This is a genomic window from Micromonospora sp. NPDC002575, from assembly GCF_042889525.1.
GTDB classification, from domain to species: Bacteria; Actinomycetota; Actinomycetes; order Mycobacteriales; family Micromonosporaceae; genus Micromonospora; species Micromonospora carbonacea.
This window is the reverse complement of the sequence record NZ_JBIARA010000016.1, coordinates 14,934-32,884: the sequence shown is the minus strand read 5'-3', so window position 1 is coordinate 32,884 and position 17,951 is coordinate 14,934. Positions and strand designations below refer to the sequence as shown.

12 protein-coding genes are annotated in these 17,951 nt (G+C 76.3%); 5 read left to right on the top strand and 7 right to left on the bottom strand.

Going from position 1 to position 17,951, the window contains the following annotated elements:
• Positions 1 to 15: 15 nt before the first annotated feature.
• Positions 16 to 2,244, top strand: coding sequence for a cytochrome P450 (locus tag ACFYWL_RS22600; protein WP_386975730.1), 2,229 nt, complete (start codon positions 16 to 18; stop codon positions 2,242 to 2,244).
• 60 nt (positions 2,245 to 2,304) lie between these two features.
• Here ACFYWL_RS22600 and ACFYWL_RS22595 read toward each other — a convergent pair whose 3' ends face one another.
• Complete coding sequence (locus ACFYWL_RS22595) at positions 2,305 to 2,964, bottom strand: TetR/AcrR family transcriptional regulator (RefSeq protein WP_386975728.1); 660 nt, start codon at positions 2,962 to 2,964, stop codon at positions 2,305 to 2,307.
• Between the two features lie 100 nt (positions 2,965 to 3,064).
• Between ACFYWL_RS22595 and ACFYWL_RS22590 the strand changes: the two genes are divergently transcribed.
• The gene (locus ACFYWL_RS22590) at positions 3,065 to 4,348 is read left to right on the top strand and encodes a DUF4386 family protein (protein ID WP_386975726.1); all 1,284 of its coding nucleotides are present in this window, start codon (positions 3,065 to 3,067) and stop codon (positions 4,346 to 4,348) included.
• Between the two features lie 84 nt (positions 4,349 to 4,432).
• Here the strand turns inward: ACFYWL_RS22590 and ACFYWL_RS22585 are convergent, their stop codons facing one another.
• Positions 4,433 to 5,500: a TauD/TfdA family dioxygenase gene (locus ACFYWL_RS22585; protein ID WP_386975724.1), complete on the bottom strand. Its 1,068-nt coding sequence runs from the start codon at positions 5,498 to 5,500 to the stop codon at positions 4,433 to 4,435.
• A 445-nt stretch (positions 5,501 to 5,945) separates the two neighbouring features.
• Here ACFYWL_RS22585 and ACFYWL_RS22580 point away from each other — a divergent pair, with 445 nt between their 5' ends.
• Complete coding sequence (locus ACFYWL_RS22580) at positions 5,946 to 7,508, top strand: amino acid adenylation domain-containing protein (protein ID WP_386975722.1); 1,563 nt, start codon at positions 5,946 to 5,948, stop codon at positions 7,506 to 7,508.
• Complete coding sequence (locus tag ACFYWL_RS22575) at positions 7,505 to 8,863, top strand: hypothetical protein (protein ID WP_386975720.1); 1,359 nt, start codon at positions 7,505 to 7,507, stop codon at positions 8,861 to 8,863. The genes ACFYWL_RS22580 and ACFYWL_RS22575 overlap by 4 nt, the downstream gene beginning before the upstream one ends.
• A gap of 50 nt (positions 8,864 to 8,913) precedes the next feature.
• On the opposite strand, the gene ACFYWL_RS22570 is transcribed toward ACFYWL_RS22575, so the two are convergent.
• The 3 genes from ACFYWL_RS22570 to ACFYWL_RS22560 all read right to left on the bottom strand — a co-directional run bounded on the left by ACFYWL_RS22570 (position 8,914) and on the right by ACFYWL_RS22560 (position 12,090).
• Positions 8,914 to 9,594 (bottom strand): response regulator transcription factor, encoded by a 681-nt coding sequence (locus ACFYWL_RS22570; RefSeq protein WP_386975718.1) that lies wholly within the window; start codon positions 9,592 to 9,594, stop codon positions 8,914 to 8,916.
• 67 nt (positions 9,595 to 9,661) lie between these two features.
• Entirely contained in the window at positions 9,662 to 10,990 is a 1,329-nt protein-coding gene (locus ACFYWL_RS22565) for a sensor histidine kinase (RefSeq protein WP_386975717.1), read from the bottom strand.
• Between the two features lie 107 nt (positions 10,991 to 11,097).
• The gene (locus tag ACFYWL_RS22560) at positions 11,098 to 12,090 is read right to left on the bottom strand and encodes a bile acid:sodium symporter family protein (RefSeq protein ID WP_386975715.1); all 993 of its coding nucleotides are present in this window, start codon (positions 12,088 to 12,090) and stop codon (positions 11,098 to 11,100) included.
• Between the two features lie 171 nt (positions 12,091 to 12,261).
• Between ACFYWL_RS22560 and ACFYWL_RS22555 the strand changes: the two genes are divergently transcribed.
• A complete protein-coding gene (locus tag ACFYWL_RS22555; protein ID WP_386975713.1) occupies positions 12,262 to 12,747 on the top strand; it encodes a hypothetical protein in 486 nt (161 codons plus the stop codon).
• 73 nt (positions 12,748 to 12,820) lie between these two features.
• On the opposite strand, the gene ACFYWL_RS22550 is transcribed toward ACFYWL_RS22555, so the two are convergent.
• Positions 12,821 to 15,082, bottom strand: coding sequence for a catalase (locus ACFYWL_RS22550; protein ID WP_386975711.1), 2,262 nt, complete (start codon positions 15,080 to 15,082; stop codon positions 12,821 to 12,823).
• Positions 15,083 to 15,209: 127 nt separating this feature from the next.
• Complete coding sequence (locus ACFYWL_RS22545) at positions 15,210 to 17,945, bottom strand: AAA family ATPase (protein WP_386975709.1); 2,736 nt, start codon at positions 17,943 to 17,945, stop codon at positions 15,210 to 15,212.
• Positions 17,946 to 17,951 lie beyond the last annotated feature (6 nt).

Genomic DNA, 17,951 nt, shown 5'->3' with positions numbered 1-17,951 from the left:
GTGGAGCTCGTCCCCATGACCGAACACCCGCTGACCGCACCGGCCGCCACCCCCTTCGACCACCACTCGGCCGAGTGCAACGCCGACCCCGTGGGCTACTACGAGGCGTACCGGCAGACCTGCCCGGTCGGGCGCACCACCGCGCACGGCGGCTTCGTCTACACCACCCGGTACGCCGACGTGGTCCGCATCGCCCGCGACGACGACACCTTCTCCTCCGCCCGGTCCGTCGCCGGGGGCGACGGCACCGCCATCGTCATCCCCCGGGGCCCCGGCCTGGAGCAGTACCCGATCGAGCTGGACCCGCCGGCCGCCACGGAGTACCGGGACCTGATCAACCCGCTGCTCACCCAGGACGCGGTGGCGAAGCTGGCCCCGATGATCGCCCGGCACACCACCCGCGTGATCGACGCCTTCGTCACGGAGGGCTCGGTCGACTTCGTCCGCGACCTGACCAACCCGCTGCCGGCCGCCGTCACCCTCGACTGGCTGGGCTTCCCGGAGGCCGACTGGGCCAGGCTGGCCGGGCCCATCCACGACATCTTCGCCGCGCTGCCCGGCAGCGAGCGCGCCGCGCGCGGGGCCGCCGGCCTGGCGTACCTCGACCAGCGCATCCGCGAGCTGATCGTCGAGCGCCGCGCGGAGCCGACCGGCGACGCCGTGAGCTACCTGGCCGCCCAGCGCCGCCCCGACGGCGAGCTGTTCGACGCCGACGAGCTGGTCTCCGTCATCGGGCTGCTGATCGCCGGCGGCGTCGACACCACCACCTCGCTGACCGGGTCCACGCTGGTGCACCTGAGCCGCCACCCGGAGGACCGGCAGCGGCTGGTCGACTCCCCCGACCTGCTGCACAACGCCACCGAGGAGTTCCTGCGGGCGTTCGCCCCGTCGCAGTCGATGGCCCGCACCGCCCGCGCCGACGCCGAGGTGGGCGGCTGCCCGGTCGCCGCCGGCGAGCGGGTGCTGATCCCCTGGGTCGCCGCCAACCACGACCCGGCGGTCTTCCCCGAGCCCGAGCAGATCCGGCTCGACCGCGACGCCACCCGACACCTCAGCTTCGGCATCGGCAGCCACCGCTGCGCGGGCGCGCACCTGGCCCGCCTCATGTTCCGCGAGATGATCACGCAGGTGCTCACCCGGCTGCCCGACTACCGGGTCGTCGAGGAGGGCCTGGTCACGTACCCGACCCGGGGCAACCAGACCGGCTGGGACGCCGTGCCCGCCGTGTTCACCCCCGGCCCCCGCGCCGCCGACGCGCCGGGCGCGCGCCCGGCCGCCGGCCCGACCCTCGACCGGGACCTGCGCGTGGAGGTCGCGGCCGTCGCCGCCGACGACGTGCTGGAGGTACGCCTCGCCGACGCCACCGGCGCGCCGCTGCCGCCCTGGGCGCCCGGGGCGCACCTGGAGGTGCGCCTGCCGTCGGGCCGGGTCCGGCAGTATTCGCTGTGCGGCGACCCGGACGACGCCCACCACTACCGCATCGCGGCCCTGCGCGAGGCGGGCGGCCGGGGCGGCTCGGTCGAGCTGCACGCGGTGGCCCGCGCCGGGGCGACCCTGTCGGTGCGCGGCCCGCGCAACCACTTCCCGCTCGTCGACGCCCCCGGCTACCTGTTGCTCGCCGGGGGCATCGGCATCACCCCGATCCTGGCGATGGCCCGCGAGGCCGACCGCCGGGGCGTGCCGTTCCGGCTGGTGTACGGCGGGCGCACCCGCGCCTCGATGGCCTTCGCCGACGAGGTCGTGGCGCTGGCCGGGGACCGGGCCACCCTGCTGCCGCAGGACGAGGCCGGCCTGCCCGACCTGACGGCGCTCGTCGCGTCCGCCGGGCCGGACACCGCCATCTACTGCTGCGGGCCCACCGCCATGATCGGCGCGCTGGAGCGGGCCTGCGCCGAGGCGGGCCGGTCGGGGCAGCTACACGTCGAGCGGTTCACCGCCGGCGACGACCTGGAGGTCGCCTTCGACCCCGCGGCCAACACCGAGTTCGAGGTGCACCTGGCCCGCACCGGGGCGACCGTGCGGGTGCCCCGGGACCGCCGCATGATCGACGTGCTGCGCGAGACGGTGCCCGGCCTGACGTACGACTGCGAGAAGGGCTACTGCGGCGCGTGCGAGACGCGGGTGCTGGCCGGCACGCCGGAGCACCGCGACTCGCTGCTCACCGAGTCCGAGCGCGAGGCCGGGCGCAGCATGATGATCTGCGTGGGCCGCAGCAGCTCCGCGCGACTGGTGCTGGACCTCTAGCACCCGCCTGCCGAACGGGCCGGCCCTCGCACCGGGGCCGGCCCGTTCCGCGCAGCGGGGCTACGGGCCCGCGACGCCGTTGCGCGCCGCCAGCGCGTCGAGGATCAGGTCGAGGCCGAACTCGAACTGCCCGCCGAAGTCGTAGCCGGGCTGCCGGACGTGCTGCGTGGCGAACTCGACCAGGTGCGGGTAGTCGCCCGCCGCGAACCCCTCCATGATCAAGTCCGCGACCTCGGTGGCGGAGTTCCCGCCGTCGAACGGCAGCGACACCTCCTGCAGCACGAAGCCGAAGACGTACGCGTCGACGATCGCGTACGCGTGGGCCGTCATCGGCAGCGAGAAGCCCCCGGACCGCAGCACGCCGAGCATGGCGTCGTGGTGGCGCAGGGTCGCCGGCCCGGGGCTGGTCCGGGTCTCCACCAGCGCCAGCGCCCAGGGGTGCCGGGCGAGGACCGCGCGGGCCGACAGGCACCGCCGGCGCACCTCGGCGCGCCAGTCGCCGCCCGCCACGGGCAGTTCGATCTCGGCGAAGACGCCGTCGACGAGCGCGTCGAGGAGTTCGTCCTTGTTGCGGATGTAGTGGTAGAGCGACATCGGCTTGGCGTCGAGCTCGGCGGCCAGCGACCGCATGGTCAGCGCCGCCAGGCCGTGCGCGTCGGCGATGCCGACGGCGGCCCGCAGCACCCGCTCGCGGCTGAGCTGCCGCCCCGCTCCGCCCACCGCCCGTTTCCCCTCTGCTCGGCGCCGCGTTGACCGCGCTTGCCCGCCGAGCCTATCGTACTTAGTACCACGTACTTAGTACGAAAGCCTGGGAGGCTCGATGTCCCTCCGTGTGGCCGGCCGCTGCGCCGGCGCGTTCTTCCTGCTGGCGTTCGTCGCCTACGGCGTCGGCAGCGCCCTGCCCGGCGCCGCCGGGGCGGCGCTCGTGGCGCTCAACTCCGCCCTGGTCGCCGCCATCGGCGCGCTGGCCTTCCGGGCGCTGCGCCCGGCCCACCCGGGAGCCGCCTGGGCCTACCTCGTCGCGCGCGGCGCGGAGGCGTTCCTGCTCGCCGCCGGGCTCGTCCTGCGGGACTCGGCCGGGGCCGGGGCCGCCGACATCGCCTACCAGGCGGCCATGCTGTCGCTGGGGCTGGGCAGCGTGCCGTTCTGCCTGGCGCTTGCCCGGCAGCGCTGGCTGCCGGGCTGGCTCGCGGCCTGGGGCGTCGCCGGGTACGCGCTGCTGGCGGCCGGCGCGGCGGCCGAGCTGGCGGGGATCCGGGTCGGCGTCGTGCCGGCGGCGCCGGGCGGGCTGTTCGAGCTCGTGTTCGGCGTGCTGCTGCTGGCCCGCGGCTTCGCCCCGGCCACCGACGGGCGTCCCGGCCCCACCGGTGACGGGGCGTCGGTCGCCGCCGGGGCCGGCGACGCCCGGGCGCGGCGCGCCGCGCGGGCCGCCGGGGTGGGCCTGCTGCTGATGGCGATCCTCGCCGGGCTGGCCAACTTCGGCGTCGTGGAGCCGCTGGCCGCCGCCGACGCGGCCGGGAGCACCGGCATGCCGCTGTCGCACCAGCGGGCCCTCGTCCTGGCCGTCGTCGCCCTGCTCGCGGTGGCCTGCCTCGACGTGCTGGTCGCCTGGGCGCTGCGCGCGTTCCTCGCCGACGCCGGCCGCGTCGTCGCGCTGCTCGCCGCCTGGTGCCGCACCGGCTATGCGGTCGTCTTCGCCGTGGCGATCACGCACCTGGTCGCCGCCGCCGGCCTCCTGCGCGACGGCGGCACCGACCGGATCGACGCCGCCGTCCGCGCACGGATCACCGACTTCACGCAGGTCTGGAGCCTGGGCCTGCTCCTGTTCGGCGTCCACCTGCTGCTGGTCGGGTGGCTGGCCTGGCGGTCGGCCGCCGTGCCGACCTGGGTGGCGGCGCTCGTGGCGGTCGCCGGCGCGGGCTACCTCGTCGACTCGATCGGCGCGCTGACCCCGGGCGGGCAGCCGGTGCAGATCGCCACGGTCACGTTCGTCGGCGAGGTCGTCCTCATGGGGTGGCTGCTCGTGGTCGCCGGGCGCGCCCCCGGCGGCCGGCGGTCCCCCGACCGGGACGCCGGGCGCGCCCGCCGGGCGCAGCCGGCGTGAGCCCGGCGGGCGGCCACGACGCGGACGGCCCGCCGCGCCACGACTCTGGGGCGCTGCGGGCCGTCCTGACGAGGGGCCGGTGGGTCAGTTGCCCCACTCGAAGTTGGGCTCGACCGCCTCGGCGATGCGGAACCGGCCGCCCGGCGCGATCTCGCTGCCGCGCTCGGTCACCACGTGCTTGCCGAAGCCGGCGACCAGCGGCCGGCCGACGTCGCGCTTGAGCCACAGCCGCAGCAGGTGGCGGCGGCGCTCCGGCTCGGGGAAGTCGACGTAGCCGGTGCGCGAGTGCAGGGCGGCGTAGTTGAGCAGCCACTGCACGTCCCCGGGCTGGAAGTCCATGTCCAGGGCCAGGCCGGGGGCCTGGGACACCTCGTCGTAGAGGCGCAGCAGCTCGATCTGCGCCTCGGTGAGCCGGGGCACCTCCGGGTAGTCCTGCGCCGAGAAGATCATCGAGCTGCCGGCGTACGTGCTGAAGACGCCGTCGACGTAGCTGCAGATGGGCGAGGTGTAGGTGCGGGCCGGGGCGTCCGGGTCCTGCCGGTGCCAGTCCCAGTGCCACGGCTCGAACAGCAGCGGCGCGAGGTCGGGCCGGCGGCGCAGGATCTCGTTGTAGATGGTGGTGCCGCTGACCAGGCTGCTCGCCCCGCCGGCCTTGGCGGCGCGCAGGCACATCAGCGCGACGACGTCGGAGCTGTCGGAGTGGAACGGCAGCCGGTCGCGCACCCGCGAGGGCAGCGCCGACGGGTCGTCGAGGGTCTTGTTGGAGGTGGCGATGACGTGGTCGAGCACGTCGCCCATCTGGTTCTGCCCCATCGGCACGCCGAGGTGCAGCCCCATCAGGTAGAAGATGGCCCCGGCGAGGGTGTCGCCGTACGCCTCCGTGCGCAGCCCGCGAACGAGGATGAAGCCGCGCCCGGAGTCAAGCTGGCGGGCGCACTCCTCGTTGAGGCCGGCGCAGGCCGGCAGCGGGTAGTCGGCGGCGGTCACGGTGCGCAGGTCGGGGTCGTCGGCGACGAAGCGGCGGCCGACGTTCTCCAGCTCGTCGAGCTCGGTGTCGCTGAGCTGGTACACCCACTCGGTCGAGGTGCGCAGCTCGTCGCCGCGCCAGGCGGACGGGCCGGAGATGGGGGCGAGGTCGATTGCGGTGGTCATGATGATGCGCTCCGAGGGTCGGTTCTGACGGGTACGGGTCGACGTCCCGGCGCGGGCGGTGCCACGGGCCGGGCGATCGACGGCAGGGGGCGGCCTCGCCGCCGGTCGACGGCGGCGGGGCCACCCGTCAGAAGGGGGTCTGCGGATCCCCGGCGGCGGTCCCGGGGCGCATGCCCTCTCGCGGCGGGTGCACCCGCAGCGGCTCCTCGTAACCGCGCACCAACAATCCAGCGCCTTGCGGAACTCGGATCATGGCGTCTCCTGCGGCTGACGGTGTCGCCCCAGGCTAGGACAGCCCTGGCAGGACGTCAAGAGAGACGGCGTCTCGCAATCCGACAAGCAACCCGAGGTCGCCCCCCTCGGAATCTAAGACATTTCCCATCTGGATTGGCAAGCATCGATGCTGATCGCCGCGCAGGGCGGCCGGTCAGACGAGGAGCGACCTATGCTGGACCACCTTCCACCGCGCGAGCGCCGGCTGTTCCACCGGTTCGGCCAGGGACCACAGGTGACCGTGCCCGACCTGCGCGTCCACCACGCGTTCGAACGCTGGGCCGCCGCCACGCCCGACGCCGTCGCGGCCGAGCACCTCGGCGCGACGATCAGCTACCGCGAGCTGGACCGGCAGGCCAACCGGCTCGCGGCCCGGCTCGCCGACCTCGGCGTCCGGGCCGGGGACGCCGTGGGCGTCTTCGCCAGCCGCTCGCTGCCGATGCTGGTCGGGATCCTGGCGACGCTGAAGGCCGGGGCCGCCTACGTCCCGCAGGACGTCCGGATCACCCCGCACCGGCAGCTACGGCAGGTCGCGACGACCGCCCGGTGCCGCGTGGTGCTGACCACGTCCGCGACCCTGGACGCGGTGCCGGCGCTGCCCGGCGTGCCGCGCCTCGCCGTCGACGAGGTGATGGCCCAGCCGCTGCCGCCCGGCCGGCACCTGACCGCCCCCGACGCCGACCGGCCGGTGACCGCCGACGACGGCTGCTACGTCCTGTTCACCTCCGGCACCACCGGCACGCCGAACGGGGTCACCGTCACCCACGGCAACGTGGCCAACCTCCTGCTCACCGCCCCCGGCAACCTGCGGATCGGGCCGGGCCGGCGGGTGGCCCAGCTGCTCAACGTCGCCTTCGACATGGCCGCCTGGGAGATCCTCGGCTGCCTCGCCAACGGCGGCACCCTGCTCGTGCGCGACGGCGACCTCACCGCCACCGCCGCCCGCGCCGACGTGGTGATCGCCACCCCGTCGGTGCTCGCGCGCATCGACCCGGACCGGTGCGCCCGGGTGCGGACGGTCGCCGTGGCGGGCGAGCCCTGCCCGCGCCCGCTGGCCGACCGCTGGGCCGCCGGCCGCGCCTTCTACAACTGCTGCGGGCCGACCGAGACCACCATCGTCAACACCATGCACCGGCACCGGCCCGGCGGGGCGCTCACCATCGGCCGGCCGACGCCGAACAACACCGTCTACGTCCTCGACGCCGACGGGCGGCCGTGCCGCATCGGCGAGGCCGGCGAGATGTGGGCCGGCGGCGGCTGCGTCTCCGCCGGCTACCTCGACAACGACGCGCTCACCGCCGAGCGGTACGCCCCGGACCCGTTCCTCGGCGGCGGCCGGCTGATGTTCCGCACCCGCGACCGGGGCCGCTGGACCGCCGACGGGGAGCTGGAGCACCTGGGCCGCACCGACGACCAGGTGAAGGTCCGCGGCTTCCGGGTCGAGCTGGACGCGGTCTCCTCGGTGCTGGAGGCGGTGGCGGGCTGCCGGGCGGCGGTCACGCTCAAGCTGACCGACCGAGACCTGGTCTCCTTCGTCGCCCCGGCCGAGCTGGACCCGCAGCGCTGCCGGGACGCGGTGGCCGCCGCGTTGCCCTACTACTGCGTGCCGGCGGCCGTGCACCCGCTGCCGGAGCTGCCGATGACCGGGCGGGGCAAGGTCGACCGGGACGCGCTGCGCCGGCTCGCCCTCGACCTGCGCTGGCAGTGGGCGCACATCGAGGAGGCGGCGGCGTGACCACCACCGGCCTCCGGCCGCAGCCGGCCCCGCCCGCGCGCCCGCGTACCGACGCGGCGGCCCCGCCCGGCGACGCGCCGCCGCCGGCGGTGTCGACGCTGCGCCGGGTCCTCGCCCACCCCCGGTTCATGCACCATCACCGGCTGGTCGCGGCGGTGCTCGCGGCCAACGCCGCGCTGCTGGCGTGCGGCCTGGCCGCCGGCTGGTGGCGCGGGCCCGGCGCGGCCGGGGCCCTGGGGGCCGCCGCGCTGGCCAACGTCGCGCTGGCGGTCCTGGTGCGCCAGCAGTACGTGATCAATCTGTTGTTCTGGCTGGCCACCCGCGCGCCGACCCGGTGGCCCCTGCGGATCCGCGCGACGCTGGGCAAGGTCTACCACTTCGGCGGCCTGCACGTCGGCGGGGCGCTCGCCGGCACCGCCTGGTATCTCGGGCAGCTCGGCGCGCTGGCCGCCGCCGGTGGGCGCGGGCCGGGCGGGGCGGCGGCGCTGGCGACCGGGTACGCCACCGCCGGCCTGCTGCTGGCGGTCGTCGGCACCGCCCTGCCGCCGGTGCGGTCCCGCCGGCACGACCTGTTCGAACGCACCCACCGCCTCGGCGGCTGGGCGGCGCTGCTGCTGCTGTGGGCGCAGGCCGGCCTCCTGGCCGGCGGGCCGCTCGCCCTCGCGGCCTCCCCGCAGGGCTGGGCGCTGGCCGTGCTGACCGCCAGCATCGCCCTGCCCTGGCTGCGGCTGCGCCGGGTGCCGGTCGTGGTCGAGCGCCCCTCGGCGCACGTGGCGCTGCTCCACTTCGACCACGGGGTGACCCCGTTCCCCGGCTCGTCCACCGCGATCAGCCGCAGCCCGCTGTGGGAGTGGCACTCCTTCGCCAACGTGCCGACGCCGGGGCGCGCCGGCTTCCGGCTGACCGTCTCCCGGGCCGGCGACTGGACCGGCCGGTTCATCGACGACGCGCCGCAGCGGGTGTGGGTGAAGGGGATCAGCACCGCCGGGGTGGCCAACGTCGAGACGCTGTTCCGGCGGGTGGTCTACGTGGCCACCGGCAGCGGCATCGGCCCGGTGCTGCCGCACCTGCTGGCCGAGCAGGTGCCGGCCCGCCTCGTCTGGGTGGCCCGCCGGCACCGGGAGACCTTCGGCGACGCGCTGGTCGACGAGATCCTCGCCCACCAGCCCGACGCGCTGCTGTGGGACACCGCCCGCGACGGCAAGCCCGACATGCTGCGGCTGGCCTGGCAGGCGTACCGCCAGTTCGACGCCGAGGCCGTCATCTGCATCTCCAACCGCCCGCTGACCTGGCAGGTGGTGCGGGGCATGGAGGAACGCGGCGTCCCCGCGTACGGCGCGATCTGGGACTCCTGACGGACGGGCCGCCCCGCCGCCCGGGACCGCGCCGGTCCCGGGCGGCCGGCTCAGAGGGCGCCGATCTGGTAGCCGAGCCCGTGCACGGTGCGGACCACCCCGTCGCCGAGCTTGCGCCGCAGGTAGTGCACGTAGGTGTCGACGACCGCCTCGGTGCGGTCGGCCCCGAAGACCCGCCCCCGCAGCTGGCTGCGGCTGTGCACCATCCGGGGCTGGGTGGCGAGCAGCCGGATCAGCTCGAACTCCCGCCGGCTGAGCGTCACCTCCCGGCCGTCGGGCAGCCGCACCCCGCGTTGGGCCAGGTCGAGCTGCCCGGCGCCGATGGGGATCAGCTCCGCGCCGTCGAAGCGCCGGCGGGTCAGCGCCCGGACCCGGGCCATCAGCTCGGCCACCTCGAAGGGCTTCGGCAGGTAGTCGTCGGCCCCGGCGTCCAGGCCCCGGATGCGCTCGGTGGGGTCGGCCAGGGCGCTGAGCATGAGCACCCGGGCGGCGACCGCGCAGCGGCGCAGCCGGATCAGCAGGTCGACGCCGTCGATGGCGGGCAGCCGCCGGTCGAGCATGATCACCTGGTACCGGCCGCGCAGGGCCAGGTGCAGGCCCCGCTGCCCGTCCCGGGCCAGGTCGATGCGGTAGCCGGCCCCGCGGAACAGCTCGATCAGCATGTCGGCGAGCTCCGCGTCGTCCTCGACGAGGAGCAGCGGGCCGTGCGCCGGGGCCGGCGGGTCGTCCATTTGTTTATGGTCCCACCGAATGCTGAGAAGGTTGACCCGCGGAATTCTCCGCCGGGCGGATTCCGGGTCAGGACCCGGTCAGCTCGCGCTCCTGGTCCACCCGGTCCCGACCGGCCCGCCAGCAGAACGGCCACCGGGAACCGGCGGCGTCGCCGTCCGGCGGCGCCGCGCCGGGCCGCGCCCCGCCGCGCAGGGGCAGCCGTACGGTGAACGCGGCCCCGGCCCCGGGCCGGCCGGCGGCGCTGATCGTGCCGCCGTGCGCGGTGACCACCTCGCGGACCAGGGCCAGCCCGAGCCCGACGCGGCGGTCCCCGGAGCCGGGGCCCCGGTGGAACCGGTCGAAGATCCGGTCGGCGTGCCGGGGGTCGAAGCCCCGGCCGGAGTCGGTCACCACCAGCTCGACGTGGCCCGGGGCCGCCGGGCGCAGCCGCGCCTCGACCCGGCCACCGGCCGGGGTGTGGTTCAGGGCGTTGGCCAGCAGCTCCGCCACCACCCGGCGCAACGCGGGCCCGACGCCGTGCACCCGCACCGGGGCGTCCGCGCCGGCCACGGAGAGCGTCACCCCGTGCTCGGCGGCGCGTGGCGCGTCGGCCTCGACCGCCTCGGCGACGAGCGCGGCGAGGTCGACCGCGGCTGGCGGCCGGGCCACCGACGTCGTGTCGGCCAGCCGGGCCGACAGCAGCAGCTCGTCGACGATCTCCCCCAGCCGCCGGGTGGTGTCCAGCAGCCGGTCCAGGTCCGCCCGGTCCGCGTCGTGGCCGGAGCGCGCCGCCCGCCGGGCCAGCAACTGCGCCGCCGTGTGCACCCGGGTGATCGGGGCGCGCAGCTCGTGGCTGGCGTCGGCGACGAAGCGGCGCTGCCGGTCGAGCGCCGCGGCCAGCGGCAGCACCGCCGCGCGGCGCAACCGCAGGTCCGTCACGGTCGCCGCGACCAGCACCGCCGCCGCCGCGAGCGACAACCCCCACAGCAGGTGACGCCGCTCGGCGAGCTGGAAGCGGGCGTCGAAGACCACCTGGACGACCTCGTCGCCGCGCAGCTGCGTCCGCACGTGGTAGACGGTGCCGTTGCGGGCCACCTGGCTGACCTGCGGCCGGCCGGTGCGGGCCACGGCGTGGATCGCGTCGTGCCTCGGGAAGCCCGCCGGGGGCGCGCCCGCGTGCCCCGTGTCGCTCGCGCCGCCGAAGATCCAGGTGCAGCCGGACGGGTCGGCCGGTCGGCCGTGCAGCACCGCCCAGTCGAGCTCGTGGCGGATCTTCGCCTGCTGGACGTGCAGCAGGGCTGCGTACGCGACGCCCCCGAACAGGGCCAGCAGGGCGACGACCAGCAGGCCGACGGCCAGCCCGGTGCGGGGTCGGGCAGGGCGCACGGCCGGCCGCTGCCCGTCGGTCAGCGGCACCGGGCGTCCGCCCCGCGCCCTCCCGCGCGGCCCCAATCCTGTGTGCCAGCGTGACTAGCGACCCGCATCCATCGAAGATGACACATCACCCATCCGAGCGGAAGGGATCACCGAGCGTCCTCCCGGATCGCGGACCCGCCCGCCGCCCAGCGCCGGGCCAGCTCGGCGCAGACCAGCAGCTGAAGCTGGTGGAACAGCATCAGCGGCAGCAGCACCAGGCCGACGGTCTGCGGGCTGAACAGCACCGCCGCCATCGGCAGCCCGGTCGCCATGCTCTTCTTCGACCCGCAGAAGATGGCGGTGATCCGGTCGGGCCGGGCGAAGCCGAGCAGCCGCGCCGCCCCGGCCGTGGCGAGCAGGACCACCAGCAGCAGCGCCGCCAGCACCCCGAGCAGCGCCAGCAGCCGGCCCGGCGAGGTGCGCTGCCAGACCCCGGCGACCACCCCGGCGCTGAACGCGGTGTAGACGACCAGCAGGATCGACCCGCGGTCGACGAGGGTGAGCACCCGCTTGTGCCGGCCCATCCAGCCGCCGAGCCAGGGCCGCAGGGCCTGCCCGGCGGCGAACGGCAGCAGGAGCTGGGCGACGATCTCCAGGATCGACCCCGTCGAGAAGCTCACCGCGCCGGTGCCGGCCAGCACCACGCCGGCCAGGACGGGGGTGAGCAGCACGCCGGCCACATTGGAGAAGGAGGCGCTGAAGATGGCGGCCGGCACGTTGCCGCCGGCCATCGAGGTGAACGCGATCGACGACTGGACGGTGGAGGGCACCACGCACAAAAACAGCAGCCCCTGGTAGAGCTCCGGCGTCAGCACCGCGGGCTGCAACACCCGGGCGGCAAGCCCGAGCAGCGGGAACAGCACGAACGTGCTGGACAGCACCAGGGCGTGCAGACGCCAGTGCCGCGCGCCGGCCCACGCCTCGCCGGGCGAGATGCGGGCGCCGTAGAGGAAGAACAGCAGCCCGATGGCGAGGGTGGTGGCCACGGACGCGCCGTCGGCGAACCGGCCCCGGGCCGGCAGCACGGTGGCGACCACGAGGGTCGCCAGCAGTGCCAGGATGTACGGGTCGAGCGGGATCCGGGACAGCCAGCGGCGCACGATCGACCCTTCCCCGACACTCGCACATAATTCGAGACAGCGTCTTGCTCTGCGATGCTGCTACGGATGTCGGTGCGGAGTCAAGGAGTGCGGTGACGGTCACACCCCACCCGTCGCGGCCGGCACCCCTGCGGCCCGGCCCGGCGTGCGGGACCGTGCCAGGATGTGGCCGTGTCGTATCCTCCTCATCCGCAGTACCCGCCGGGCCCCGGCGCGGTCGCGCCGCTGACCGCCTACCCGCAACCGATCCCGCCGCCCCCGGGCCACGCCGTGCTGGTCGTCTCGGTCAACCGGGGGCCCTACCTCGTCCCCGCCCCGGCCACCAGCAAGTTCAAGATCGACGGCCGGACGGTGCCGATCCCCGGCGAGGGCACCTGGCACGTGGCCGTCCCGGCGGGGCAACACGACGTGCGGTACACCGACTTCATCGGAATCCCCGTCATCACCACCGCGCTCGTCGCCCAGCCCGGGGCCGCGCACCACCTGTCGTTCCGCTTCGGCGGCTGGCGCAACCGGGTCCACGACGGGCACGGCACCGACGTCACACGCTTCGGCATGTGGTCCAACTACAGCATCCTGCTCGTCACGCTGGCCGTGGTCGGCGTGCTGTGCTGCGGCGGCTTCGGGCTCGTCGCCGCCCTGTCCGGCACATCCTGACCGGTTCCCGCCCGCGCGGCCAGGGGCCGCCCGTCCGGCAACGCCGGGGGCGGCCCCTGGTGGGACGGCGCGGTCAGGGCAGCGACGCCGGGAACCGCTCCCACACCCGGTGCGCGGCCAGCAGCCGCTGCACGGCCGCGAGGGCGTCGTCGCCGGAGTCGCCCGCGACCACGCCCGGGGTGCCGGCCACCCCCGCCAGCTCCAGCACGCCGACGCCCGCGCCCCACGCGCCGATCGCCTTGGCGTGCCGCCAGCACTCCTGCACCAGCAGCAGCACGCGGGGGTCGACGGCGGCCGGGCCCGGCGCGCCCGCCTTCGCGTCGCGCGCCGGCAGCGCGTCCGGCGCGGGCGCGGGCGCCCCGGCCAGCAGCAGCGCGTCGAACTCGACCGACCGGCCGGTGGCGAAGGTCCGCTGCACCGGCAGCCCGCCCACCGTCCCGCCGTGCGGGGCGACCAGCAGCGGCACCATGCCGGCCGCGAGGACGGCCCGCTGCACGTGACCCACCCCGTCGAGACCGGCGTCGGGGTCGACGACGATCCCGACCGTGCGGCCGTCCGCCGGCCACTGGCGGCCGACCTGCGACAGCGCGGGGCTCGGCGCGACGTCCGCCACCGGCACGGTCGGCTCCGGCGCGGGCAGGCCCAGCCCGGCGGCCACCTGCGCGCACAGCACCGGGTCGACGTTCGCCAGGCAGGCGAGCTGACGTTCCCGGATCGCCTGGTGATAGCACTTGCCCAGCTCGAAGGTGTAGGCGCGGACGATGTGCTCCCGCTCCACCGGCGACATGCTCAGCCAGAACAGGCGTACCTGGCTGAAGTGGTCGTCGAACGAGGCCGGGTTCCCGCGCGCCTTCGGCGCCTGCGCCACCGTCACCGGCACGTCGACGAACGCGCCCTCGGCGTCGCCGGCCGGGAACGGGTTGCCGCCGTCGAGGGAGTTCGGCCGGTACGGCGCGACGCCCGCGTGCACCGCCTGCTGGTGGAAGCCGTCGCGGAGCATGTCGTTGACCGGGGCGTGCGGCCGGTTGACGGGGATCTGGGAGAAGTTCGGCCCGCCGAGCCGGGTGAGCTGCGTGTCGACGTACGAGAAGAGCCGGCCCTGCAACAGCGGGTCGTTGGTGACGTCGATGCCCGGCGGCAGGTGGCCGACATGGAACGCGACCTGCTCGGTCTCGGCGAAGAAGTTCGTCGGCGTCCGGTTGAGCGTGAGCCGCCCGATCGGCTGCACCGGCGCGAGCTCCTCCGGCACGATCTTCGTCGGGTCCAGCAGGTCGATCCCGGCGAACGTCTCCTCCGGCGTGTCGGGCAGGACCTGCACGCCGAGCTCCCACTCCGGGTACGCCCCCGCCTCGATCGCGTCGTAGAGATCCCGGCGGTGGAAGTCCGGGTCCACGCCGCCGAGCAGCTGCGCCTCCTCCCAGGTCAGGGAGTGCACGCCGAGCTGCGGCTTCCAGTGGAACTTGACCAGCACGGTCTCCCCGGCGGCGTTGACCAGCCGGAAGGTGTGCACGCCGAAGCCCTCCATCATCCGGTACGAGCGCGGGATCCCCCGGTCGGACATGTTCCACATCGTGTGGTGCTGCGCCTCCGTGTGCAGGGAGACGAAGTCCCAGAACGTGTCGTGCGCGCTCTGCGCCTGCGGGATCTCCCGGTCGGGGTGCGGCTTGCCGGCGTGGATGATGTCGGGGAACTTGATCGCGTCCTGGACGAAGAAGACCGGCATGTTGTTGGCGACGAGGTCGAAGGTGCCCTCGTCGGTGTAGAACTTCGTCGCGAAGCCCCGGGTGTCGCGGACCGTGTCGGCCGAGCCGCGCGAGCCGAGCACGGTGGAGAACCGCACGAAGACCTCGGTCTCGCGGCCCTTGGCGAGGAAGCCCGCCCGCGTGATCGGCTCGGCGGTGCCGTAGCCGACGAAGACGCCGTGCGCCCCCGTCCCCCGGGCGTGCACGACGCGCTCGGGGATGCGCTCGTGGTCGAAGTGGGTGATCTTCTCCCGGAAGTGGTGGTCCTGGAGCAGGATCGGGCCGCGGGGCCCGGCCTTGAGCGAATGGTCCGTGTCGCGCAGCCGCGCACCCTGCGACGTGGTGAGGTAGGCGCCCTGCTGGCCGTTCGCCGCCGTCGGCGCGCCAGTCGGCGCACCGGTCGGGCTGCGGGTGTCGGGAGCGCCCTGCTCCCCCTTCGGTGGCAGCGGGCCGTGCGGCGTCGTCGGTTCCGCCACGGGGGGCGGGGCGCTGCCGGGCGCGCCGGGGGCGTCGGGGGTCAGGACGTCGGCGACCTTCCCCGCGGCGGCCTCGACGGCATCCTTGACCGCCCTGGCGGGCTTGCGGGCACTCATCTGGACGGGTACCTCCGGGATGCGGCGATGAACGGGCATCCCGGTCGTACCCTGCTGCGAGCGAGCAAAACGGACCAGACGGGTGCCGGGCCGCAGCGGCTCCGCCGCCGGGCGGCGGCACCGCTGCTCAGCGGGACGCCGGCCGCCCCAGCACCGCGCCCAGCTCGGCGCGGCTGGAGATGCCGAGTTTGCGGTAGGCCCGGGCGAGGTTGGCCTCGACGGTCTTCGGGCTGATGAACAGCGTGTCGGCGATGATCCGGTTGGTGCGTCCCTGCGCGGCCAGCCGGGCCACCCGCTCCTCGGTGGCGGTGAGCGTGGTCGGCGCGGCCGTCCGCCGGCCGATCCGGTCCAGCTCGCCGCGTGCGGCGGCGGCGAACGCGGCGGCGTCGAGCGCGCCGAACTCGGCCTCGGCCGCCTCCAGCGCCGCGCGGGCCTCCCGGCGACGCCGGGCCCGCCGCAGCGCCCGACCCGCGACCAGCAGGCAGCGGGCGCGGTCCAGCGGCAGCACGTCCGCCGGCACGGCCGCCCGCGCGGCGTACAGCGCGGCGAGGGCCGGCGACGTGTCGACGCCGGCGGCGCCGTCGACCAGCACCCGGCTGCGGGCCAGCCCGAGGGTGGTCCACGGCCGGGGCAGTCGAGCGTGCCGCTCGGCGAGGCGGGCGAGGGCCCGGCCCGCCGTGTCGAGGTCACCGCAGCCGACGCACGCCTCGATCCAGTCCGGTTCGAAGCGCAGGGCGACCGGCTCGGCGATCCCGGAGCCGGTGAGCGCCCCGGCCAGCTCGCCGTACGCGGCGGCGGCCTCGCCGGCCCGGCCGGCGGACAGCGCCACGAACCCGGCCAGTTGCAGGTGGATGCGCCGGCTCCAGGCGTCGTCGACCTCCCGGGCCCGGCGCAGGCCCGCCTCCGCGACCCCGGCGGCCTCGGCCAGCCGCCCCCGGTACGCCGCCAGCGTCCCCGCCAGCCAGGTCTCCCCGACCAGCGCGCTGCCGAGCTGCTCGCCCAGCTCCCGGGCGGCGGCGACGTGCGCCTCGGCCGCGGCGAACCGGCCGGCCAGCAGCTCCGCCTCGCCGAGGTGGGTGAGCAGCTCGTGCTGCCACGGCTCGTCGCCCAGGGCCGCCGCCCGGGCGCGCATGTCGTGCAGCCGCGCGCGGGCCCGGTCGTGGTCGTCGGTGGCCTTCCACCAGATCGCCGGGATCGTGCCGGCCAGCCACGACGGCTCGCCGGCCTCCAGTTCCAGCGCCCGGTCGAGCAGCCCGGTGCGGGCGGGCCGCCCCGCGCGCACCTCGTGGAAGAACAACAGCAGCAGCGACGCGGTCAGCAGGGGCCGGTCCTCGTCCGCGCCGAGCAGGGCGATGGCGGCCTCGGCGTGCCGCCGGGCGGCCCCGGGCGCGTCGTGGAACAGGGTGAGGTGGGCGTGGATCCGCCCCGCCAGGGGGCCGCCGTCGGCGGCGGCCAGCGCGCGCTCGCCGGTGGACACGGCGGTGGCGAGGTCGTCGGCGAACCACGCGACCAACGCGCGCAGCAGCAGCGCCTCCGCCCGCGCCTGCCCGGTGAGCTGCCCGGTCGCGGCGTCGGCTGCCGCGCCGGCCGCCGCGTGGTCGCCGCTGTCGATCCGGCAGCGCACGGCGGCCAGGCGACGCCGATCCCGGTCGTCGGCCTGGGCGGCGGGCGTGAGCTGCGCGGCCCGGTCGAACAGGTCGGCGGCGACGGCGGGGGCGCCCCGGGCGCGCTGGCGTTCGGCGGCGGCGGCGAGCTCGGCGGCGACCGCGCCGTCCGGCTCGACGACGCACCGGGCGAGCTGCCGGGCGCGTTCGTCGGGATCCGGCACCGCGTCGGCCAGCATCCGGTGCAGCCGCCGACGGACCCCGGGCGGGATGCCGCCACGGACGGCGGCGGCGTAGCTCGGATGGACGAAGCCGACCCGGTCCGGCGCGACGCTCAGCAGGCCGGCCTCCTCCGCCGCGTCCCACGCGTCCGCCGGCACCCCGGCCGCGGCGAGATCCGGCAGGGTGGGCACGGTCAGCAGCGCGGCCAGCCGCACCGCGTCCCGGGTGCGGGCGGGCAGCGCCCGCAGCGCGTCGGCGAGCAACTGGCGCAGCGACGACGGCACCGGCAGGTCGTCGCCGGGCCCCGGCGGGCGGGGCAACCGCAGCACCGCCCGGGCCATCTCGATGGCCAGCAGCGGGTTGCCGCCGGCGTCGCGGACGATCCGGGCGAACAGCGGGCGGCTGACCGCGCCGCCCAGCCGGGCCCGGACGATGTGGTGCAGGGAGCCGGCGTCCAGCGGGGGCAGGGCGACGCGCGTCACCGGCGCGCCGCCCGGCCGGTCGTCGTCGAGGCCGAGGGGCGCGGCGGCGCCGGCGCCGTCCGTGCGCCGGGCGACCAGCACGGCCGGCCGGGGCGCGAGCCGGCGCAGCGCGAACCGCAACGCCCGTTCGCTCGGCGCGTCGAGCCAGGGCGCGTCGTCGACGGCGAGCAGCACCGGGGGCCCCGCGCCGAGCGCGGCCTCGATCAGGGCCCGGGTCGCCGCGCCGACCGCCCGTTCGTCGATCACCGCGTCGCCGGACGCGGCCAGCAGCACCATCTCGGCGGCGGCGCGCTGCGGCGGGGGCAGGGCCGGCACCGCGCCGGCCAGCGGCCGGAGCAGGTCGGCCAGCGCGGCGAACGGCAGCGCCACCTCGGCCTCGGCCGGGGCGCAGGTCAGCGTCGTCCACCCGGCCCGCTCGGCCCGGGCGACCAGGGCCCGCCAGAGGGCGGTCTTGCCGATGCCGCTGCGGCCTTCCACGAGCACCGGCGCCCCCGCGACCAGCGCCCGCCACGCCCGGCCGGCGATCGCGTCGCGCCCCACCAGGGAGGTGTCCATGGCGGG